General features: G+C 71.9%; 17 protein-coding genes. 7 read left to right on the top strand and 10 right to left on the bottom strand.

Annotated features, from left to right (window positions below; translation table 11 throughout):
- Positions 1–48: 48 nt before the first annotated feature.
- On the bottom strand, positions 49–2,091 hold the full coding sequence (locus NE236_RS07565; RefSeq protein WP_252841086.1) for a hypothetical protein: 2,043 nt from the start codon (positions 2,089–2,091) through the stop codon (positions 49–51).
- Between the two features lie 61 nt (positions 2,092–2,152).
- Between NE236_RS07565 and NE236_RS07560 the strand changes: the two genes are divergently transcribed.
- The 3 genes from NE236_RS07560 to NE236_RS07550 all read left to right on the top strand — a co-directional run bounded on the left by NE236_RS07560 (position 2,153) and on the right by NE236_RS07550 (position 5,633).
- Entirely contained in the window at positions 2,153–2,875 is a 723-nt protein-coding gene (locus NE236_RS07560) for a TIGR03089 family protein (RefSeq protein ID WP_252841085.1), read from the top strand.
- Between the two features lie 42 nt (positions 2,876–2,917).
- Positions 2,918–4,336, top strand: coding sequence for an LCP family protein (locus NE236_RS07555; protein ID WP_252841084.1), 1,419 nt, complete (start codon positions 2,918–2,920; stop codon positions 4,334–4,336).
- Positions 4,337–4,502: 166 nt separating this feature from the next.
- A complete protein-coding gene (locus NE236_RS07550) occupies positions 4,503–5,633 on the top strand; it encodes an acyltransferase family protein (protein WP_252841083.1) in 1,131 nt (376 codons plus the stop codon).
- On the opposite strand, the gene NE236_RS07545 is transcribed toward NE236_RS07550, so the two are convergent.
- Genes NE236_RS07545 through wecB form a run of 3 tightly spaced genes read right to left on the bottom strand, consistent with a single transcriptional unit; the run spans position 5,563 to position 9,573 of the window.
- On the bottom strand, positions 5,563–7,797 hold the full coding sequence (locus tag NE236_RS07545; RefSeq protein WP_252841082.1) for a glycosyltransferase: 2,235 nt from the start codon (positions 7,795–7,797) through the stop codon (positions 5,563–5,565). The genes NE236_RS07550 and NE236_RS07545 overlap by 71 nt on opposite strands.
- 20 nt (positions 7,798–7,817) lie before the next feature.
- On the bottom strand, positions 7,818–8,492 hold the full coding sequence (locus NE236_RS07540) for a hypothetical protein (protein ID WP_252841081.1): 675 nt from the start codon (positions 8,490–8,492) through the stop codon (positions 7,818–7,820).
- Positions 8,485–9,573 carry a non-hydrolyzing UDP-N-acetylglucosamine 2-epimerase gene (gene wecB, locus NE236_RS07535; protein ID WP_252841159.1) on the bottom strand — a complete coding sequence of 363 codons (1,089 nt, stop codon included), beginning with the start codon at positions 9,571–9,573 and terminating at the stop codon, positions 8,485–8,487. The genes NE236_RS07540 and wecB overlap by 8 nt, the downstream gene beginning before the upstream one ends.
- A gap of 50 nt (positions 9,574–9,623) precedes the next feature.
- Here wecB and NE236_RS07530 point away from each other — a divergent pair, with 50 nt between their 5' ends.
- From NE236_RS07530 to NE236_RS07520, 3 genes are all read left to right on the top strand, one after another.
- Complete coding sequence (locus NE236_RS07530; RefSeq protein ID WP_252841080.1) at positions 9,624–11,081, top strand: glycosyltransferase family 4 protein; 1,458 nt, start codon at positions 9,624–9,626, stop codon at positions 11,079–11,081.
- Between the two features lie 13 nt (positions 11,082–11,094).
- Complete coding sequence (locus NE236_RS07525; RefSeq protein WP_252841079.1) at positions 11,095–12,363, top strand: nucleotide sugar dehydrogenase; 1,269 nt, start codon at positions 11,095–11,097, stop codon at positions 12,361–12,363.
- A gap of 68 nt (positions 12,364–12,431) precedes the next feature.
- The gene (locus NE236_RS07520) at positions 12,432–13,520 is read left to right on the top strand and encodes a glycosyltransferase (protein ID WP_252841078.1); all 1,089 of its coding nucleotides are present in this window, start codon (positions 12,432–12,434) and stop codon (positions 13,518–13,520) included.
- A 19-nt stretch (positions 13,521–13,539) separates the two neighbouring features.
- On the opposite strand, the gene NE236_RS07515 is transcribed toward NE236_RS07520, so the two are convergent.
- Positions 13,540–15,345: an outer membrane protein assembly factor BamB family protein gene (locus NE236_RS07515; protein WP_252841077.1), complete on the bottom strand. Its 1,806-nt coding sequence runs from the start codon at positions 15,343–15,345 to the stop codon at positions 13,540–13,542.
- Between the two features lie 45 nt (positions 15,346–15,390).
- On the opposite strand from NE236_RS07515, the gene NE236_RS07510 reads away from it, so the two are divergent.
- Positions 15,391–17,580 carry a HelD family protein gene (locus NE236_RS07510; RefSeq protein ID WP_289849981.1) on the top strand — a complete coding sequence of 730 codons (2,190 nt, stop codon included), beginning with the start codon at positions 15,391–15,393 and terminating at the stop codon, positions 17,578–17,580.
- An 84-nt stretch (positions 17,581–17,664) separates the two neighbouring features.
- Here the strand turns inward: NE236_RS07510 and NE236_RS07505 are convergent, their stop codons facing one another.
- From NE236_RS07505 to NE236_RS07485, 5 genes are read right to left on the bottom strand one after another with little or no spacing between them, the layout of a single operon-like run.
- Positions 17,665–18,537, bottom strand: coding sequence for a glycosyltransferase family 2 protein (locus NE236_RS07505; protein WP_252841076.1), 873 nt, complete (start codon positions 18,535–18,537; stop codon positions 17,665–17,667).
- Between the two features lie 46 nt (positions 18,538–18,583).
- Positions 18,584–19,375 (bottom strand): CDP-alcohol phosphatidyltransferase family protein, encoded by a 792-nt coding sequence (locus tag NE236_RS07500; RefSeq protein WP_252841075.1) that lies wholly within the window; start codon positions 19,373–19,375, stop codon positions 18,584–18,586.
- Positions 19,353–20,408: an iron-containing alcohol dehydrogenase family protein gene (locus NE236_RS07495; protein ID WP_252841157.1), complete on the bottom strand. Its 1,056-nt coding sequence runs from the start codon at positions 20,406–20,408 to the stop codon at positions 19,353–19,355. Before NE236_RS07495 ends, NE236_RS07500 begins: the two co-directional genes overlap by 23 nt.
- A gap of 17 nt (positions 20,409–20,425) precedes the next feature.
- Positions 20,426–21,157 carry a phosphocholine cytidylyltransferase family protein gene (locus tag NE236_RS07490; RefSeq protein ID WP_252841074.1) on the bottom strand — a complete coding sequence of 244 codons (732 nt, stop codon included), beginning with the start codon at positions 21,155–21,157 and terminating at the stop codon, positions 20,426–20,428.
- Positions 21,154–21,837 (bottom strand): DUF5941 domain-containing protein, encoded by a 684-nt coding sequence (locus NE236_RS07485; RefSeq protein ID WP_252841073.1) that lies wholly within the window; start codon positions 21,835–21,837, stop codon positions 21,154–21,156. The genes NE236_RS07490 and NE236_RS07485 overlap by 4 nt, the downstream gene beginning before the upstream one ends.

Raw genomic sequence — 21,837 nt, 5'->3', positions numbered from 1 at the left:
CGAGGATAGTCGCCCAGTCTGGGACACGGTCCTTAGCGTACGCACTGTTCACCCTCTGTACACAGGATCGGCCATCCAGACGTTGATCGTGAGCGACCATGTGCCCTGCGGAGCCGACACCAGGGCGCTCGCGTCGCGGCGCGTGTGGACGTGGAAGACCCGCCGGACCGGCCCGTACGGTGACACGTCGACGCCGTCGGCGCCCAGCAGCACCGGGCGACGGCCCGCCGCCGCGACCTTCCGGACGACCCGCGCCACGTCGTCCTCGGGAGCGGTCTTGAAACCGGCGTGGACGCGCACGCGGGCGGCGGGCGTGCCGCACATGCCGCGGATCAGCTGCGTGAACCGGTCACCCGTGACGCGTTCGACGATGATGACCGAGGCGTTCGGGCCGATGGCCCGGCACATCGACTGCGCCTGGGAGACCTCGCGTTCCTCGGTCCGTGCGAGCGCCATCGGCGCCGAGGCCACCGCGGTCGGCACCAGGATCAGCAGCGCGCCCACGGCGGCGACGCCGGCCGAGAGCGGACGGCCGCGGCGGAACCGCCGCGCGCGGCGCGCCGCCCAGGCGACGGCCCAGAGCGCGAACAGCAGCAGCCCCGGGATCACCACCCCGATCAGGCGTCGGCTCGCCCACGGGTGATCGGGCGTGATGCCCGGCCGCCAGAGCGTCGTGCCGGTGGTCCAGACGATGAGCGCGTACGGCAGGAGCCAGGCGGTGCGGCGCCGGCGCAGGAGGTCGCGCGCGACCAGCGCGGCGCCCACCGCGGCCAGCAGGACCGCGGGCACCCCGATGTACCACGCCACCCAGTGCAGGCTGAGCTCGGAGTACTGGCGGTTCGGGTCGGCCGGCAGCCCCTGGGACCTCTGCAGGGCGGCGATGAAGGCGGCGTTGACCTGGTCGTCGGGGTTGTGCGGCACCCGTCGTACGGTCTGGAGGATCGGGCGGGCGGCGAAGAAGGCCAGCACCGCGAACGTCGCGGGGACGGCCAGGTCCGGCAGCCGGAAACGGGTGAGGTCCGGCAGCCCCCAGCGGCGGATCGCCAGGCTCACGACCGCGGTGGCGGCGACCACCAGCGCCGCGATGTACACGAGCGGGTGCAGCGACGCGCTCAGGTAGTGAAGGTACGGCCGGGACATCACGAAGCCCTCGAGCAGGCCCGCGCCGACGCCGGCCGTCAGCCCGGCCAGCAGCGGGAGGCCGGCGCGCCGCCGCAGCGCCAGCAGCAGCCCCGCGAACGCCACCACCGGCAGGACGTCGCGTATCCCGTCGATGCGCACGAGGATCGTCAGCCCGAGCGCCAGCCCGCCCAGGAGCGCCGGCAGGCGACGGCCCGAGCGGACCGCGTCGAGGGTGAGGCACACCCCGCCGAGCATCAGGATGAGCGCGCCGGTCTCGCTGTAGATGGAACGGGAGATCATCATCATCGGCCAGGTGAGGCCGAGCGCGAGGGCGGCGACGGGCGCCCACCGGGGGCCGATCAGCCGGCCCGCCAGGCCGGCGAACGACACCAGCGCCAGCGCTCCGATCACCGGCATGACCGCCAGCGTCGCGTACGGGCCGCCGAGCCAGCCGCCCGGCGTGACGATCAGCGGCATCCCGGCCATGAACTGCGGCACGAGGACGCCGCCGCGCTGGTAGAACGCCGGGCTGCCGTACGTCAGCGCGCCGTCCCCGCCGCCGAAGGCCCACCGCATCTGCGGGATCGGCAGCGAGCCGTGGCCCGTCAGCCAGGTCGCGAAGTTGAAGTACGAGGCCGGGTCGCGGCGCACGACGATCTGCTGGGAGCACATCACCAGCTGCAGCGCGCCGAATGCCACCGCGACGGCGAGCACGCCCGCCACCGGCCACCAGGAGGACCGGCCCGTCACCTCGCCCGCGGGCCGCACGGCCCGCAGCCCGAACGTCAGCGTGACCGCCGCCACCGGCACGAACAGCGGGATCGCCACCCAGGGGGTGAACACGCCCGCCATCAGCAGGGGCAGGCCCACCGCCAGCCAGGAGACCAGGAGCAGCACTGGGGCGACGGTCAGGCGCGCGAGAAAGAGGCCTCCCCGGGACGCCCCGGGTCCTCCGTCGATGTCGTCCATCGAGTCGGGAGAGTAACGGCCACGTGAGCTTGGAGCCCGTGTGGCCGTAATCTTCACTTTCATGTCACATCCCGTTGAGCTCCTGCGTGGGGCCCTGGCCACCGACCCGTCCCGTCCGCTCGTCACCTTCTACGACGACGCCACCGGCGAACGTGTCGAGCTGTCGGTGAAGACGTTCGACAACTGGGTGGCCAAGACCGCGAACCTGCTGGTCGACGGGCTCGGTGCGGTACCGTCCGGACGGGTGGCCCTGGCCCTTCCGGGGCATTGGCAGACCGCCGTCTGGCTGTTCGCATGCTGGTCGGCCGGGCTGACGGTGCTGCCGGTCGGCGACGGCGCCATCCCGGGCGACGCCGACATCGTAGCGGCGGGGCCCGCCCGGCTGGCCGAAGCGGCCGACACGGCCGCCGACGTGGTCGGATTGTCCCTGCACGCCCTCGGCGCGCCGCTGGCGGAGTGCCCCCCGGGTGTGACCGACTATGCGGTGGAGGTGCGCGCGTACGGCGACCGGTTCTCCGGCGGCGGGCTCGACCCGGACGCTCCGGCGGTGGAGTTCACCGACCGGTCCCTGACCGGGTCGGAACTCGTCACCGAGGCCCGGGCGTTGGGCACGCCGGAGGGTGCCCGGGTGCTCACCACTGCTGGTTTCGACACACCTCAAGGTCTCCTCAAAGGTCTGCTCGGACCCTTGACCTCCGACGGATCAGTAATAATCTGCCAAAACCTAGATGAATCAACCTTGGAACGCCGAATCTCCGTAGAACATGTGACATCCGTGATCTGACCGGATCGCCCGTTCCATACCTTCGCCTAGCCTATGGGGCCGATGATCAGCGACTACGAGTACCTCGACCAGGACTACCCGTCCGGCCCCCCGCCGAACCGGGGGGTCTGGTGGCGCGTCGTCGGCTGGGCCTCGATCGCCATGGCGGTGGTCCTCGTCGGGACCAGCCTGGCCGCCTACGCGACGTACCGGAAGCTCGAGGGCAACATCAAGCACGAGGACGTCGCCGCCCAGCTCGGAGGCAAGCGGCCGCCGAAGCTGAACAAGGCCCTGAACGTCCTGCTCATCGGCTCGGACCAGCGGAACGGCGCGAACGCCAAATACGGCCGGGACGTCGGCGAACGCTCCGACACGATGATCCTGCTGCACCTGTCGCCGGGCGGGAGCAAGGCCGTCGGGATCAGCTTCCCCCGTGACTCGATGGTGCAGTTGCCGCAGTGCACGTCGACCAGCGGCCACGCCATCCCGGCGCACCTGGGAATGATCAACGAGTCGTTCAACAACGGCGGCGCCGGCTGCACGTGGCACACGATCGAGACGCTGACCGGAATCCGCATCGATCATTTCGTCAAGGTCGACTTCTCGGGTTTCAAGCGGGTCGTGGACACGCTCGGCGGCGTGGAGATCTGCCTGCCCAAGCGCGTCGCCGACAAGGCGAGCAAGCTGTACCTGTCCGCCGGGCGGCACGTCGTCAAGGGCGAGCAGGCACTGGCCTACGTCCGCACGCGGCACGGCCTGGGCGACGGCTCGGACACCGACCGCATCAAGCGCCAGCAGAAATTCCTCGGCGCGGTGGTCAAGAAGGCCACGAGCAACGGCACCCTGACCAACCCGTCGAAGCTGCTGGGCTTCCTCAACGCCATGACGAAGTCCGTCACGACCGACAAGGACTTCACGGTCGACGAGATGAAGAAGGTCGCCGGCAGCGTGCAGGGCATGTCGGCCGGCAAGGTGCAGTTCATCACCGTGCCGTGGGGCGCCTACGCCCCCGACCCCAACCGCGTCGCCTGGCGGCAGCCGGACGCGAACAACCTGTTCGCCGCGATCCGCAACGACAACAAGGTGCAGGCCTCGACTCCGGTCAAGAAGGTGAACCTCCAGCCGTCGCAGGTGAAGGTCCAGGTGCTCAACGGCACGACGACGCCCGGGCTCGCCGGGCGGGCCGGCGACCAGCTCACCGCACGCGGCTACCAGGTCGGCAAGGTCGGCACCCTGAACGGCACCAGGCCGGCCAAGACCGAGGTGCGCTATGGCACCGGCGCCGACCAGCAGGCCGCCGCGCTCGCCCAGGTGGTCCCGGGCGCCAAGCCCGTCGCCGGGCAGGACACCCCGGCCGGGACCGTGGACCTCGTCCTGGGGCCCGACTGGCAGGGCCTGAAGAGCGCGTCGGCGTCCATCCCCGCCTCGAGCGCGGCGGGCGCGGTGAACGCCGCTGCGGACCTCTGCTCGGACAAGTCATAGGTTAACGCCGCGTAAACCGAGAGGGACCGAACGACCACTCCGCGTAGCTGAAAGGTTCCCCAGAGTTCGAGCATCGCCCCGCATGTGCCTCGGACTGTCGGTATGGTCATTTCTCGCCCCGGTGCTTTCGGGGCCCGGACCCACCGTCTCCACTCTTCTGGAATCGATGACCTCGCCGACCACGCACTCCGCCGCATCCCCGCAGAGTCCGGTCACGACTCCCGATCTGCCCGTCGTGACCGCCGAGCCCCTCGCCCCCGCACGCGCCGAGAGCCCGGCTCCCGGCCGTCGCAGGCGGGACCCGTTCTTCGACAACGCCAAGTTCCTGGCGATCGTCCTGGTCGTCGCCGGCCACTCGATCGTCGACCTGCGCGACGTCCGCCTCGCGCACGCGCTCTACCTGTTCGTCTACACGTTCCACATGCCGGTGTTCATCGTGATCACCGGCTACTTCTCCCGGAACTTCACGTTCTCCGGGGGCAAGGCCCGCAAGCTGATCACCAACCTGGGTGTGCCGTACGTCGTGTTCGAGACGGCGTACTCGACCTACCACTGGGCGGTCGGCAGCTCCGACTTCGAGATCAGCCTGCTCGACCCGTACTACCTCACCTGGTTCCTGATGGCGCTGTTCATGTGGCGCCTGTCCACGCCGGTCTGGCAGCAGATCCGCTGGCCGGTGGCGGTCGCCGTCGGCGTGTCACTGCTCGCCGGCATGAGCGACCTGCCGGACGACCTGGAGATGAACCGCGTGTTCGGCCTCGTGCCGTTCTACGTCCTGGGGCTGATGCTCAAGCAGGAGCACTTCGACCTGCTGAAGCGGCCGAAGGCAAGGGTGCTGGGGGCGCTGACCCTCCTCGCCGGGTTCGCCTTCACCCTCTTCGTCGCGGACCGCCACATGGCCACCGAGTGGGTGTACTGGCGCAGCGGCAACGCCGCCCTGCACGTCGGTAACCTCACCGGCTCGGCCATGCGGCTGGCCCTCATGACCGCGGCGATCGTCCTGGTGGCGGCGTTCCTCACCCTCGTACCGGGCCGCCAGACCTGGTTCACCGGCCTGGGCGGCGCCACGTTGTACGCCTACCTGCTCCACGGCTTCTTCACGAAGCTGATGGAGTACATGGGCTGGTACGACGCGGCGTTCCTGCACACGATTCCCGGTGTGCTGGGGACCGCGGCGACCGGCGCGGTGCTGGCGACGCTGCTCTGCACCCCGCCGGTGCGCACGGTCATGCACTGGGCGCTTGAGCCGGATATGTCGTGGGCGTTCGTGCCGCTACGGCGTCCGCGGAAGGCCTGAGCAGCTCCACCCATCGCTCGCCGACGAGATCGAGGGCGTAGGACCGCGCGACCTCCGCGCGGCCCCGCGCCCTCTCCTCGTCCCAGCGGCCCTCCGCGACCATCGCGGCGATCTCCCGGGCCATGGCGGACGGCGACTCGTGGATCCAGCGCCGGTCGTAGATCGTGTCCGCGCCCGGCCAGCCGAGCAGCGCGGGCACCGCCCCGGACGCCATGCCCTCGGCCGGCGCCAGGTGGAAGCTCTCGTCGTCGCTGGTGGACAGCACGAAGCCGATGCGGCGCAGCCACGCGGCGACGTCCGGCCCGGCCGGATCGAACACGACCGACCGGGCCAGCAGCGGCGAGCGCCGGATCCGCCGGAACAGCGCCTCGAACGCCTCACGCTCCTCGGTGCGGTTCCAGATCCACGGCAGGTCCCAGGGCAGCTTCGACTTCACGAACAGCGTGAAGCGCGGGTCCTGCCGCCGGAGCTCCTCCAGGACGTCCACGGCCAGGTCGAGGCGCTTGCGCCACGGCGCGATCCCGATCATCCCCAGGTGATGCCGCGCGCCCGGGAGCTTGGCCCGGTCGAACTGCGCGACGTCCACCCAGTTGGGGATCACCGTGATCTTCTCGGCGGGCCAGCCGGTCATCTTGCGGGTCAGCTCCGCGTACGACGGGCTGACGCAGACGACCTGGTCGATCAGGTCGATGTCCAGCCGACCCGGCCACGCGCCGTACAGCTCGAAGCGGTGCAGCCGCACGATCAGCCGCTGGTCCGGGCGGCCGTGCCTCTTGCGCCACTCGCTGTACCAGACGGCGTTCGGCCCGCACCACTCGCAGATGATCACGTCGGCCCACTCCGCCAGCTCGGCGCTGACCTCGGGGTCGTGGGAGCCGAGGGCGGGCCAGCGGTCGACGCGGACCTCGACGTCCGGCAGCGCGCCGATGCGGTCGAGCAGCCGGCTGAAGAACTTCAGGTCGTGTCCTGCGACGACGACCCGCGTCGTCCGCCCGGACCCGTCGGCGTGCAGCGGCGGCGGGAACGCCTGCCGAAGGTACGTGCGGAGCCGCTCGGCCGCCGCGTCGAGCGTGAACGCCCGTGCGGCGTCCAGGCACCGGCGGCGGGCCAGCGCGTAGACCTCCGGGTCGCTCACGGCCTCCAGCACGTCGACGACGTCGTCCTCGGTCGCGGCGAACAGCGGGTAGTCGGCGCCGAGGAGGTTCTCGTGCATCGGCGTGCGGTTGAGGACCACCGGCAGGCCGAGCGCCCCCATCTCCAGGACCTTGGTCGACAGTTCCAGGCTCGCGTCGAGCTCGGGGTGCCGCCACGAGAGCCCGACGTCGCAGCCGGACGACACGCGCATGGCCTCGGCCCGCGGGTGACCGCCGTGCCACGTCAGGCCGGGCGTCGACTCCAGGGCCACGCGCATGCGCCGGGCGAAGCCGGGGTCCTTCCGGTCATGGTGGATCTTGTCGCCGATCATGTGCAGCTCGGCGTCGACGTGGCGGGCGGCCAGGCGGCGCGGCAGCGCGGTCATCTCGTAGGTGTTCCAGCGCGGCGCGAACTTGCCCGTGTAGACGAGCCGCAGCGGCCGGCCGGGCGTGCGCTCCGGCGCGGGCTCGAGGCCCTCGGGCAGCGCGACGACCGGCGGGAACAGCACGCACTTGCCCGCCGCCCTGTGCAGCACGCCCTCCAGGTGGCAGCGCAACTCCTCGGTCTGGCAGAGCAGGAACCGCGACGCCTTCGCGACCGCCGCCAGCTCGCCACGGGCCTTCCCGTCCAGCTCGGCGACGGTCTGCGGCACGTCGGTGAGGTACGTCCACAGCCGCCCGGCCAGCGGCGTCCCGGTCAGGCGCACGGCCAGCCGCCGGCCGCGCACGACCACCAGGTCATACGGCCGCTCGGCGTCGAGCTCGGTGAGCAGAGCGGCCGTCTCGTCGACGGTCAGCGACGTGGCCGCGTCCTCGGGCCGCCGCAGAACGGTCACCCCGGGCAGCTGTTCGAGCGGGTCGACGAGGCGCCCGGTCCGCACCGGGGCCTTGAGGACGAACGTCACCTCGACGCCCGCGGCGTCCAGCGCCTGCACCATCGCCTGGGCCCAGATCGCCGACCCGTCGATGAGGTTCAGATCGACGTCGCCGTACACCAGAGCGCGCACGCGTTCCCCTTCTCGCGAGGTCATGAGAGCCCCTTCTCGCAGAATCATGAGAGCTCTGTGATGCCGAACCGGGCGCACAGACCGGGCAGCGCCTCGCCGATCGGCGTCCCGGGCGCCACGGTGGCGTCCCAGCCGAACCCGGCGATCGCCGGGGCCGATCCGGCCAGCACCAGCGGCCGGCCCCGGTCGCGGGCGACCCCCATCATGGCGAGCAGCGCCCGGTCGCGGTCGGGAACGCCCGGCACGCCGAGGTAGGCCCACGGCCCCCCGGGTTCGCCGGCGGCGGCGTCCACGATCACCAGGTCGACGTCGGTCGTGTCGAGGACCAGGGCGGCGTCGTGCGGCAGCAGCGGCACGACGTGCGCGACGTCCTCCAGGGCCTCGGCGGCGGCCGCGCCCAGCACGCCGGCGACCACGAGACCGGTCGCGGGCGCCGCCGCGATCAGCCGGTCCTCGTCGCGGGCGGTGAACATCGGCCGCTCCCGCGCGTCCACGGACGTGACGACGTTCGGCGCGCCCCGGTGCCGCCACATGCGGTACAGCTCGCGCGGCAGCTGGACGACGCCCTTGCCGGGCTTGCGGGCGGCGTCGGTGACGGCTCGGCCCACCTTCAGGGACGTCGATCCCTCCAGGGCGGCGACCCGCGCCTCGAGGATCTGGACGCGCGCCTCCCGGTCGGCCAGGGCCGCCTTCAGCCGAGCCACCTGCCGGTCAGCCACCGAGCCATCCCTCCACGACGCGGGCGATGCGCGGCCCGGCGTGGCCGTCCCACAGTGGCGGGTGCTCCCGGTCGCCGCGGCCGGCCGCCAGGGTCTCCGCGACCGCCGGGACGACGTCGTCGGCGGTGACGAGCCGGTTCGTGCCGTGCGTGATCGTGATGGGCCGCTCGGTGTTGGGCCGGAGCGTGAGGCACGGCACGCCGAGGATGGTCGTCTCCTCCTGCACGCCGCCGGAGTCGGTGACGACGGCCGCCGCGCCGCGTACGGCCGCGACGAACTCGACGTAGCCGAGCGGCTCGAGCAGGCGCACGCGCGGGTGGGCGTCCAGGCCGGCGTCGGTGAGCACCTTCCGTCCGCGCGGGTGCACCGGCATCACGACGTCGACCAGCTCGGCGATCTCGTGCAGTCGCTTGACCAGGCCGGCGGCGACCTCCGGGTCGTCGACGTTGGCGGGGCGGTGCAGCGTCGCCACGGCGTACCGCTCGGGCAGGTCGTACGCCCGCCGCACGGCGTCGGTGTCGAAGGCGTCAAGGTGGGCCAGCAGCGTGTCGATCATCGGGTTGCCCACGAAGTGGATCCGCTCCACGGCCACGCCCTCCGCCGCGAGGTGGCCGACCGCCTCCGGGCTGGTGACGAAGCACAGGTCCGACAGCTGGTCGACGAGCCGGCGGTTGACCTCCTCCGGCATCGTCATGTCGAAGCTGCGCAGCCCCGCCTCCACGTGGGCGACCGGGATGCGCAACTTGGCCGCGACGAGGGCGGCGGCGATGGTGGAGTTCACGTCGCCGTACACCATGACGAGCTCGGGTGAACGCTCGATGAACTCCTTCTCCAGCGCCACCATGATCGCCGCTGTCTGCGCGGCGTGGCTCCCCGACCCGACCTCCAGGTTCACGTCGGGTTCGGGCAGGCCGAGGTCGCGGAAGAAGACCTCCGACATGCGCTCGTCGTAGTGCTGGCCCGTGTGGATCACCCATTGGGCACGGGCCGCATCCACGGCGCCGGGCCGGGTCCCGGACAGGGCGGCGATGACGGGTGCCGCCTTGACGAAATTCGGCCGGGCGCCGAGGACATGAGCGATCACTGTTGCGTTTCCCTTTCGTTCACGGACGATCCCTAACCTCGCCCAGCATGCAGCTGGCCAAGATGATCTTTTTCTGGACGGTGCTGGCGTGGCGGCACGCACGCGCCGATCCACGACGGGCGGTCCGGCTGGCCGTACGGCTGGCGCTTCGCGTGGCCCCCGGACCGGTGCGCGCGCGGTTCCGCGCGCTGGCCGCGCCGGCCCCACAGCGTCAGGACCGTGAGACCGAGGACCTTCGCGCGCTGCTCGCCGAGGCGCGCCCGCCGACCACTGGGTCCGTACGCCCTGCGGGCCGCCCCGCCGGGGACCGGATGGCGGTGCTGCACCTGGTCACGAACGCGCTGCCGCGCACGCAGGCCGGGTACACCGTGCGGACGCACCGGATCGTGTCCGCCCAGCGCGAGCTGGGCCTGGATCCGCACGTCGTGACGCGGCTGGGCTACCCGCTCGCGCAGGGGGTCCGGGACGCGCGGCCGAAGTGCGAGGTGGACGGGATCCCCTACCACCGGCTGCTGCCCTGGCTGCCGCCGCGCGGGCCCGTCCAGGAGGTGCGCAAGGCCGCCGACCTGGCCGGACGCCTCGTCGAGGAGCTGCGCCCGGCCGTGCTGCACGCGGCCAGCAACCACCTCAACGCGGCCGTCGCGCTGGAGTTGCGGCGGAGGTACGGCCTGCCGGTCGTCTACGAGGTACGGGGCTTCCTGGAGGACTCCTGGCTGTCGCGGGACCCGGCGCGGTCGACGGATGATGAGTTCTACCGGCTCACCCGCGAGCTGGAGAGCGCACGGATGCGCGACGCCGACCTGGTCGTGACGCTGGGCGAGGCGATGCGCGCGGAGATCCAGGGCCGCGGCGGCGTGGGCGACGTGCTCGTCGTGCCGAACGCCGTCGACGACGGCTTCCTGCAGCCTCTGCCGGACGGGGCGAAGCTGCGCGCCGACCTCGGCATCGCCGAGAACGACGTGGTCGTGGGACTGACCTCGACCTTCTACGGCTTCGAGGGCATCGACACGCTCATCGAGGCGGCGGCGCTGCGGCGCGACTTCACGCTCCTGCTCGTCGGCGACGGGCCCGAACGGCCGGCCCTGGAGCGCCGCGCCGCGGAGCTCAGGGTGCCGGCGATCTTCACCGGCCGGGTGCCGGTCGATCAGGTCCGTCGGTATCACGCAGTCCTCGATGTCTTCGCGGTTCCGCGGAGGGCGGACCGGGTGTGCCAGTTGGTGACTCCGCTGAAACCGCTGGAGGCGATGGCAGGGGGAATCCCAGTAATAGCAAGTGATGTCAAAGCGCTTCGCGAAATCATCGAACCGGGCGTGACCGGCACGTTAACTCTTCCAGAAGACCCGGAAGCATGGGCGAATTGCCTGGACCAGCTCATTTACAGTCCAAAGCTACGCGGCGAAATCGGACAGGCGGCCCGAGAGTGGGTCGCGGCACACCGCACCTGGCGGGCTGTCACCGCCCGCTGTCTCGGTGCCTACCGGGACATCGCCTCCGCAGCATCCTGAAGGGAGCCACCTGGTGGATCTGGTGGTCATCGGACTTGGCTACGTCGGCCTCCCGCTCGTACGGGAGGCCGGCCGCGCCGGCCTCCGGGTCGGCGGGCTGGACCGCGACGCCCGTGTCGTCGCCGGGCTCAAGGCCGGCCTCTCCCACGTCGACGACGTGAGCGCCGAGGAGGTCGAGCACCTGCTCGCCGCCGGCTTCACGCCCTCACGGGACGAGGACATCCTCGACGGTGCGCGCACCGTCGTGATCTGCGTGCCCACGCCCCTGTCGACCGACGGCGGCCCCGACCTGACGGCCGTACGGGCCGCCGCCCAGACGGTCGCGCGGCACCTGGACCCGGGCACCCTGGTGGTGCTGGAGTCGACGACCTACCCGGGCACGACCGAGGAGGTCGTCCGGCCGATCCTGGAGGAGTCGGGCCTGGTCGCGGGCGAGGACTTCTACCTGGCCTTCTCCCCCGAGCGGATCGACCCGGGCAACCCGGTGTACGGCGTCCGCAACACCCCGAAGATCGTCGGCGGCCTGACGCCGTCCTGCGCCCAAGCGGCCGCCGCGTTCTACGGCAAGTTCGTCGACCAGGTCGTGCAGGCCAAGGGCACCCGCGAGGCCGAGATGGCCAAGCTGCTGGAGAACACCTACCGGCACGTCAACATCGCGCTGGTCAACGAGATGGCGGTGTTCTGCAACGAGCTGGGCATCGATCTGTGGGACGCGATCGCCTGCGCCTCCACCAAGCCGTTCGGCTTCCAGGCGTTCTACCCCGGACCGGGGGTCGGCGGTCACTGCATCCCGATCGACCCGAACTACCTGTCGTACAAGGTGCGGTCCCTCGGCTACCCGTTCCGGTTCGTCGAGCTCGCCCAGGAGATCAACGACCGGATGCCCCGCTACGTCGTCGAGCGCGCGCAGGCCCTGCTCAACCGCGAGGGCCTGGCGATGAAGGGCGCCAAGGTGCTCGTCCTCGGCGTGACGTACAAGCCCGACATCGCCGACCAGCGCGAGTCGCCGGCCCGCCCGGTCGCCCGGCGGCTGCGGAAGATGGGCGCCGACCTGAGCTTCCACGACCCGCACGTCGAGACCTGGGAGGTCGACGGCGAGCCGGTGCCGCGCGCCCGCGTGCTGTACACGGCGCTCGCCGAGGCCGACCTCGTCGTCGTCCTCACCGACCACCGCGAGTACGACGGCGAGAGCCTGACCCGGCACGCGCGGCTGCTTTTCGACACCCGCGGCAGCACGCGCCGCGTCGAGGAATCGGCCGCCGAACGCGTCGAATTGCTGTGACCCGATGGCCTCATGGAATTAACCGAATATTCTTCCGCGCCCGCGAGACTCTCGGTGAAGTGAGAACGATGCGGATTTTCGTGTGCACCGTCGTGCACCACCCGGAGGATGCGCGAATTCTGCACCGGCAGATCCGCGCGCTTTTGGACGCTGGGCACGACGTGACTTATGTGGCGCCCTTCAGGGCGTGCAATGTGGCGCCCTGGCCGGACATCGATCCGCTCGACGTTCCACGCGCGACGGGCCGGAAGCGGTTGCACGCGCTGCGGAGGGCGCGCCGTATCCTCGCCGCGCACGCGAAGGACGCCGACATCCTCCTGCTGCACGACCCCGAGCTGCTGCTCGCGGTGCCGCACCGGCTGCGGTCGCGCACCGTCTGGGACGTGCACGAGGACACCGCCGCCGCGCTCGGCGCGAAGGGCTGGCTGCCGGCCCCCCTGCGCGTCCCGCTGCGGTTCGCCGTGCGCCGGCTCGAGCGCCGTGCCGAACGCCGGCTGAAGCTCCTGCTGGCCGAGGAGGGGTACCGCGACCGGTTCCGCGAGCCGCATCCGGTGGTCCCGAACACCACGCACGTCCCGGACACGCCGCCCGCCCCTCCCGGCGACGACCGGATCATCTACGTCGGGCAGCTGTCGTTCGCCCGCGGCGTGAGGGACCTGGTCGCGCTGGCCCGGCTCGTCCACGCCGACGGGATCATGCTGGACCTGATCGGCGGCGCCGACACCGACGTACGGCCGCTGCTGCGCGACGCCCAGCGGGAGGGGATCCTGCGGTGGTACGGGTTCGTGCCGAACGACCGGGCGCTGCGCATGGCCGAGGGCGCCCTCGCCGGCCTGTCGCTGTTGCACGACACGCCGAACTACCGGCATTCGATGCCCACGAAGGTCGTCGAGTACATGGCGCGCGGCCTCCCGGTCATCAGCACGCCGAACCCGATCGCCGCCCGCATCGTCGGCGAGGCGAACTGCGGCCTCGTCGTGCCGTTCGAGGACCCCGAGGCGACCGCCGCGGCGGTCCGGCGGCTGCGTGACGACCCGGCGCTGCGCCTGGAGATGGGCAAGCGGGGCCATGAGGCCGCCCGCGCGCGGTTCCACTGGCCCGAGCAGGCCCGGCTGTTCGTCGCCCAGTTGGAGGACTGGGCGCGCACCCGCGCTTGAAGTCACGCCGGACTTGAAGTCACGCCGTGCGCAGCCGCGCGGCGACCACCGCCGCCATCCGCGTCGCCGTGTCGGGCACTCCGGAGGTGACGGTCACGATCGTGCGGCCGACCCGCATCACGACCGTGCCCGACGACGTGCCGATGGCGTACGCCTCTTCGCCGGCGCGTACCGGGTCCCGCGTGCCGTTCTGCGTGTCGCGGGCCGCGGCGAACAGCGCCTTCGCGGTCGCGGCGTCGACCGAGACCCACTGGACCGTGACCGACAGCACCCCCGCCTCCCGCTCAGGCCCGTCGGGACCTCGCCCGCGCGCGTGACGCGGCCGGAAGGTGCACCCGGCCGGGAGCCGCAGACCGTCGACGGTCGTCGGCGCGGGTTCACCGGCGTATCCCCGCGGCAGGTCGCGCTTGGGCAGCAGCGAGCAGGCGTCCGGCCACTTGTCGGCCGGCACCCCGGAGAGCTCCGGAGGGCCTTCGCCGCGCACCCCGCCGCGCAGCACCACGAGCCGGCCGGCCCCGAACGGGCGCGGCCGCGCGGCCGGCGCGGCGACGTACAGCATCCCGCCGCCCGCGGCCAGCCAGGGACGTACGCCGTCCAGGCCCGCCCGCAGGACCAGGGGGATCGGCACCGTCGTCCCGGTCCCGCTGATCGGATCGATGACGTCCACCCCGGCGGGCAGCAGCGGGTCGGCGAGGCGCGAGCGCAGGCCGTACACCAGTCCTCCGGAGACCGCCAGGGCGGTGTACCCGGGCATGTCGCGATGCCAGGACGACGAACCGGACGCGATGTCCACCGATTCGAGCCGGCGGGTCGGCGTGGCGTCCTCGGGCCGCCGCCCGACCTCGTAGGCGATCAGCAGGTGGCCCTCCGTCACCGCGATCGGGCACATGTCCCGGCACAGATCCTGGCCCGCGCGGTGCAGGAAACGCCGGCCCGACCGGTCGAACGCGTCAAGCGACGATCCGTCGAAGACGGCCGTCACGTCACCGCCGACCGCGACCGCCGACCGCGCGGTGTTCCGGGCGAGGACCGTGAACCTCGCCCGACCCGACCGCGGGTCGCGGTCGACGACCAGAACCCTGTCGCTCGCGCCGCAGTCGATGCTGAACGCGGCGATGGTGTCGCTGCTACCCGACGCGTACGGCACCGCCTCGGGCAGCAGGCAGCCGTGCGGGAGCCGCTTGGTCCACAGACGCCGGCCCGTCGTCGCCGACCGGCCGTACAGCGTGTGACGCCCGTCCCCCGTGACGAACACCACTCCTCCGGCGGCCGGCCAGCGCAGCGTGGTGCGGTCGGTCGCGGCGGGCACGTCGCCTTGTTGCCGCCACAGCAGCGTGCCGCTCACCGCGTCCAGGCCCACCATGAGGCGGTCGCCGCGGTGCCCGGTCCGTTCGAGGTAGGCGACGAGCACCTGCCCGGTGCGCGCCCAGCCGAGCACCGACCACTCCGCGCGGTGGTAGTGCCACCGCTCCCAGCCCGTGCGCGCGTCGCGGACGTCGAGGCCGTGCCCGGACACGATGACGAGCTGGCCGTCCATGACGGTGTACGCCACCCGGTCATAGGCGGGCAGGTCGCTGTCGCCGACCGGCGTGCTCAGCTGCCAGCTCGCGGTCACCGGCGTCGCCGGCGGCCCCAGATCGGCCAGCGGCGGCTGCGGCGCGTGCGTCACGGTGCGGTTCACCTGCCACCACTCCGCCTGGAGGACGAAATGGTCGGCCAGCACCCCACCGACGATCACGGTCAGCAGGGCCGTCAGGGCGCTCAGGATGACGTGCCTACGGCTCCGCGCGGACTCGACCGTGATCACCTCCCATTGGCCACGCACTGCCGAGAGTACGGGGTTCCCTCGCTTCGCACCGATAATTGGCCCATGGTGCCGACGGTCAAGGACGAGCAGATCGCCGCGGAGCAGTCCCGCGTCGACGAAGCGTACGCACGCCTCGAGGAGATGCGCGCGGGCGCTCGCCGGATGATCGAGGAGGGATACCGCCAGGCCCAGGCCGGCACCAAGGGCTCGCTGGTCGACCGGGACGCGATGGTCCACCAGGCCTCCGCGCGCAGCCACGCGCTCGACGTCGCGGAGGAGGGCCTCGTCTTCGGCCGCCTCGACCTCGTCGGCGGAGAGACGCTGTACGTCGGACGGGTCGGCGTGCGCACCAGCGAGCACGACTCTCTCGTGATCGACTGGCGCGCCCCGGCGGCCGAGGCGTTCTACCGCGCGACCCCGGAGGACCCGCGTGGCGTCGTACGCCGCCGGGTGCTGCACTGCCAGGGCCGCAAGGTCGTCGACCTGGAGGACGACCTGCTCATCCCCGGCGCCCGTCCCGACCTCACGATCGTCGGCGACGGCGCGTTCCTGGCCTCGCTGGCCCGCAGCCGGGAGGGCACGATGCGCGACATCGTCGCCACGATCCAGCGCGAGCAGGACGAGGTCATCCGCGCCGCCGCCGACGGCACCGTGATCGTCCAGGGCGGCCCCGGCACCGGCAAGACCGCCGTCGCCCTGCACCGGGTGGCGTACCTGCTGTTCCGGCACCGGCGCAGGTTCGGCTCACGCGGCGTGCTGGTCGTCGGCCCGAACCCGCGGTTCACCGCCTACATCGAGCGCGTGCTGCCGTCCCTCGGCGAGGGCGGCGCCACCCTGCGCTCGCTCGGTGATCTCGTGCCGGGCGCTGAGGCGGCCGCCCACGACGCACCGGAGATCGCCCGCGTCAAGGGTGCCGCCATGATGACGCGCGTGCTCAGACGCGCCGTACAGGACGCCCCGCCGGGCAGCCCCGACACCCTCCGCACCGTCTACCGCGGAGTCGTGGTGACGCTGGGCCGCGAGACGCTCGACCGCGTCCGCCGGGATGTCCACCGCACCGTGAACGGCGCGGTCAACACCGCCTACCCCCGCGCCGCCCAGCTGCTGCTCGGCGCGCTGTGGGATCGCTTCCTCGATGTAGGCGGGCCCGACGACGCGCCGGGGACGACCCGTGCGGCGTTCACGGGGCACGTGCGCGACGAGCGGCGCTTCGTGGAGTTCCTGCGCGCCTGGTGGCCGGTCCGCCGCCCCGCCGACGTGCTGCGCTCGCTGGCCGACGTCGACCGGCTGCGCCGCGCCGCCGGGCGGTCCGCCACCGACCGGCAGGTCCGGCTGCTCGCGGAGTCCTGGCAGGGTCCGTGGTCCTACCTCGACATCGCGCTGCTCGACGAGGCCGGTGCCATCCTCGGGCCCCCGCCGCGGCCGGCCCGTGGGAAGAAGCGCAAGGCGGAGGACCCGTTCGTCATCGACGGCGTCAACGTCTTCACCGGTGAGGTCGTCGAGACCGAGGACGACGACGAGCCGACGCTGCGGGAGCTCACGACGTACGTCGAACGCCGTGAGCAGGCCATGCGACGCGGCGACGATGACGACGACCTGCCCGTGGAGTACGCCCACATCGTCGTCGACGAGGCACAGGACCTGGCACCGACGCAGTGGCGGATGCTCGGCAGACGCGGCCGGCAGGCCACCTGGACCGTCGTGGCCGACCCGGCCCAGAGCGCGTGGGAGGACTCCGCCGCCGCGGACAAGACGATGGACACCGCGCTCGGCCGCCGTCCACGCCATGCCTTCCAGCTGACCACCAACTACCGCAACTCGATCGAGATCGCGGAGGTGGCCGCGCGCGTGCTGGCCCGCGCGGTCCCCGAGGCCCGGCCCGCCCGCGCCGTACGCGCCTCGGGCCGGCATCCGGTGATACGCCACGTCTCCGAACTGGACGGGAGCGTGCGCGCCGAGGCCGCCGCCCTGGCCGACGCGGTCGAGGGCACCGTCGGCGTCATCCTGCCGGTGGGCCGCCCGGCCCCGCCCCTGCCGGACCTACCGGAGCGGGTCCAGGTCCTCGACGCGCTGGAGGCGAAGGGCCTGGAGTTCGACGCGGCACTGATCGTCGAGCCCGGCGAGATCGCGGACTACTCGCGGACGGGACTGCGCACGCTGTACGTCGCCGTCTCCCGCGCCACCCAGCGCCTCACCGTCCTCACCACCGCCCCCGACTGGCAGGCGCTCCTGTCCGGAGCCGCCTCCCGGTGACCGGCGGCACGGGCCACCCGCCGCGCGGCGACCCGGCCGGAAGGCCTCGACCACCGGCCCGGCAGACCCCGGCGGTAACGGCCGTCAGATGACCGGAGGGCGGCCGAGGCGGGTCATGCGCCAGGCGGTGCGCCAGGAGATGGGGCGTCGTCGGCCCGCCGGCTTGCGCCAGCCCTCCAGGAAACCGCTGAACCAGGGGCGGAGGGAGGCCGGCTTGCGCTCGCGTGCGACCGTCATCGCGACCCACACGCCGAGGTAGACGAACAGGAGCGGCCACGGCAGGTTCCGCCGGGCCAGCCAGACACGGTTGCGGGCGTTGAGCCGGTAGAACATCTCGTGCCGGGTCGGCGCCACGGCCGGGTGGAACATCACCGACTCGGCGTCGTAGACGATGCGATAGCCGGCGTTGAGTGCCTGCCAGGCGAGGTCGGTCTCCTCGTGGGCGTAGAAGAAGTCCTCCGGCAGCCCGGCCGCCGCGTCGAACACGGCGCGGCGCATGGCGCAGGCCCCGCCCAGGAACGTCGTGACCTCCGACGAACGGAGCGGGTCACCCGCCCGCAGCCGGGGGACATGGCGCCGCTCGCCCGGACCGCCCTCGGGGTCGCGCACCCGGAAGGAGACGATGCCGAGGCTCGGGTCCTCCGTGAACCTGTCCCGCAGCCGCGCACCGAGCTCCGGCGACTCGTACCAGCCGTCGTCGTCGAGGAAGAGGATCAGCTCCCCGGACGACGCCTCGACGCCCCGGTTGCGGCCGGCCGGGATGCCGACGTTCTCCGGCAGGCGCACGACCTTGACGTTCTCCGGCCAGGAGCCGGGGACGTCCGCGCCGTTGCCGACGAGGACGACCTCGACGTCGACGTACTTCTGGTTCAGGGCGCTCTTGACGGCGCGTTCGAGTTCGGCCGGGCGGTTTCCCATGGTCAGCACGACGACGGACAGCTTCACGCGCGTCTCCATGAATCGACTCGAACCGGCTGGGGATGCGCCTCGGCGCAAGCCGTCTTCACTTCAGCCTCCGCGACGCGACGATGCTGACGAAGTGCAGCCCCGTCTGCAGGACGGCCACGATCGCGACGGCTGCGGCGAGGACCCTCGTGGCGGTCAGGCCGTGCGTCAGGTGATCGACGACCGCGGCGGCCACGATGAGCAGGGACAGCTCCACCGCGCCGATGATCCGGTGGAGCTTCAGCAGCGACGCCGCCTCACGGGCCAGCGCCAGTCCGGTCGACTCCGGGCGCAGGGCGCGGTCGCCGGTCTCCGGCTCGGCGGCCAGGCCCGACTTTGCCCGGGCGACGACCACGTTGTCGGTCTCGGCCTTGATCAGCGCCGCGCCGAGCGCGGCGAGCAGGCCGAGTTCGACGTAGCCGCCGTTCTCGAAGGCGCCCTGAGCGCGCACTCCCAGGCCGGCCAGGAGCGCGACCTCCGACAGGTAGTGCCCGATCCGGTCGAGGTAGACGCCGGTGACCGACGTGCGCTGGCGGAACCGCGCCACCTCGCCGTCGGAGCAGTCCAGCAGGAGATAGGCCTGGATCAGCAGGGCGCCGACGATCGCCCAGACCAGGCCCGTCGTCCCGCGACCGTCGACCGCGACGGCCGCGCCGCCCAGCACGCCACAGACGATCATCAGGTAGGTGAGCTGGTTCGGGGAGAACCCGACGCGGATGAAGATCCAGCTGAAGTAGGGCGAGATGCTGCGCATGTACAGCCGCCCAGCCCAGTGCTCTTCGTTCCGACGATCCTTGAGGCCGGGCGGCTGACCGCCCGCCCGGACGTCAGCCAGCGAAGGTGCCGACATATTCGCGTACCGCTTTCAGCACAGCGCCCTCGTCGAGTCCGAGGTGCTCCAGGATGGTGTACCGGCCAGGCCGGGTCTGGGGAGCGTAGACCACCGCTTCGGCGAACTGCTCCTCCGTCAGACCGATGTCATACGGAGTCTTGGGCAGCCCATGACGATCCAGGCATGCCACGATCTCCGCGAGGCGTTCGGCGCCCTCCCCCAGGTGAACCGAACGAAGGTGATAACAGAACGCCGCGCCGATCCCGGCCAGCTCGCCATGGTTGGCGGTGCCGGGGAACAGGTGGTCGATCGCGTGCATGATCTCGTGGTCGCCGCCGCTCGACGGGCGCGACGAGCCGGCGAAGGACATCGCCATCCCGGACAGCACCAGGCTCTCGGCCAGCACCGTCAGGAACTCGTCGGACTCGATCGACCGGGGCTGGTAGATCAGCGCCTCGGCGGCCGTACGGGCGAAGGTCAGCGCGAGCCGGTCGATCGGGTCGCCCTGCTCCCGGTTGGACAGCAGCCAGTCGTCGACCGCCGAGAAGTTGCTCAGCACGTCGCCGACGCCGGCGCGGACGAGACGGTCCGGCGCGGCGCGGACATAGTCGAGATCGACGATCATGGCCAGCGGCATCGCGACACCGAAGGTGTTCTTTCCCTTCTCGTGCTCCAGGGAGGCCGTAGGCGAGCAGATCCCGTCATGGGACAGGTTCGTGGCGACCGAGACCATCGGCATGCCGGCGAGCGTCGCGGCGTACTTGGTGGCGTCGATGGTCTTCCCGCCGCCGATGCCGACGACCGCCTCGTACGAACCGCTCCGAAGCCGCGAACCGAGGTCGACGGCGGCGTCGACCGTGCCGCCGTCCACGTGGAAGACCTCGCACGCCTGCAGACCGGGCCGTACGTGCTCGGCGATCTGGTCGCCCTGTCCGGGGCCGACCGCGATGGCCACGCGGCCCTCGGTGGCGATCCGCCGGTCGGCGAGCAGCTCCCCGAGATGGGCGATGGCCCCGCGCCGCACGTCGATGGACAGCGGCGCGGGTAGCATCCGCGTGAGCAGCGGCATCAGTATCCCTTGGCGATCCGGCGGGCCTTCTCCAGGTCGTCGTGGTTGTCGACCTCGACCCAGTCGACCGCGCCGATCGGGGCCACCGAGATCTTCCCGCCGCGGTTCACCAGCTCCTGGTAGCCGTCCTCGTAGTAGAGGTCCGGGTCACGCTCCCAGGTGGCCTTCAGCGCGTCCGCGAGCGGCTGCGCGGCGGCCGGCTCGAGCAGCGTGGCGCCGATGTACTCCCCGTTCGCCTCGGACGGGTCCATCAGCTTCGTGATGCGCTGAAGGCGACCGTCGGCGTCGAGGATGACCTTCATCTCCTCGTCGGCGAGTTTCTTGACGTCGTCGACGGCGAGGAGGATGTCCGGGCCGCGGTTCTCCAGGAGGGTCTTCTCGACGCTCACCGGGTGCACCGTGTCGCCGTTGACCATGAGGACGCCCTCGCCGAAGTGGTCGCGCGCCATCCACATGGAGTAGGCGTTGTTCCACTCCTCGGCCTTGTCGTTGTGCACGAGCGTGATGGAGACGCCGTACCGGCTCTCCAGGGCGGCCTTGCGCTGCTCGACCGCCTCCGCGCGGTACCCGACGACGATGACGACGTCGGTCAGCTCGACCTCGGCGAGGTTGCCGAGCGCGATGTCGAGGATCGTCGTCTCACCGTCGACCGGCACCAGCGCCTTGGGCAGCGTGTCCGTGTACGGGCGGAGCCGTCGGCCCGCTCCCGCGGCCAGAACCATGCCGATCATGAGCCGGCTTCCTCCTCTTCCTCGAGATTGACCATGACACCGCTGCCCGTACCGGTCCGCACCCACGTGTAGACGCTCTCGATGCCGAACAGCAGGGCGAAGTAGACGCCCAGCACGGCCAGCACGATGGACAGCTTCCCCGCGAGCGTGGCGACCGCCGCGATGAGCAGGCGGCCCTCCCAGCCGAGGCCGGCGACGAACACCCACTTCGCCGGCCAAAGCCGCTGGCGGGTGCGGTAGACGGTGTCGTAGTGGTGGTAGGCCAGCACGCCCAGGAAGGCGTACACCAGCGGCTTGGAGACGCCGTGCGCGAAGCCCAGCGTCGCCAGGTATCCGTATTCGATCGCCCGCATGATCGGCGGCACGAGCCAGTCGAGCCGCCCGCTGTGCGGGTGCGTCGAGCCGGGACCCGCCAGCAGCAGCACCAGCACCGGGGCGAAGACCGCAGGGCTGGTCTGACCGCTGACCCCGGCCCCCAGCAGGATCGCGGTGACGATACCGGCGACGAGCAACGGGAGCAGAGGCGGAAGCTGCCCTTTGGTCAGCCGGCCCAGCGCGTTGGCGATGGGACCGTCGTCGCGGTAGGCGATCAGCCGGCTGCCGTGGTAGGCGAGCTCGGCGTCGGGAACGGGGGCGGGCTTGTCGGCGGCCGGCGACATGCCGGGAAGGACTGTGCTCAT

It is taken from the genome of Actinoallomurus purpureus, assembly GCF_024055795.1.
GTDB classification, from domain to species: domain Bacteria; phylum Actinomycetota; class Actinomycetes; order Streptosporangiales; family Streptosporangiaceae; genus Actinoallomurus; species Actinoallomurus purpureus.
Note: the sequence above shows the minus strand (reverse complement) of the source record. Positions and strands in the feature narration are given on the sequence as shown.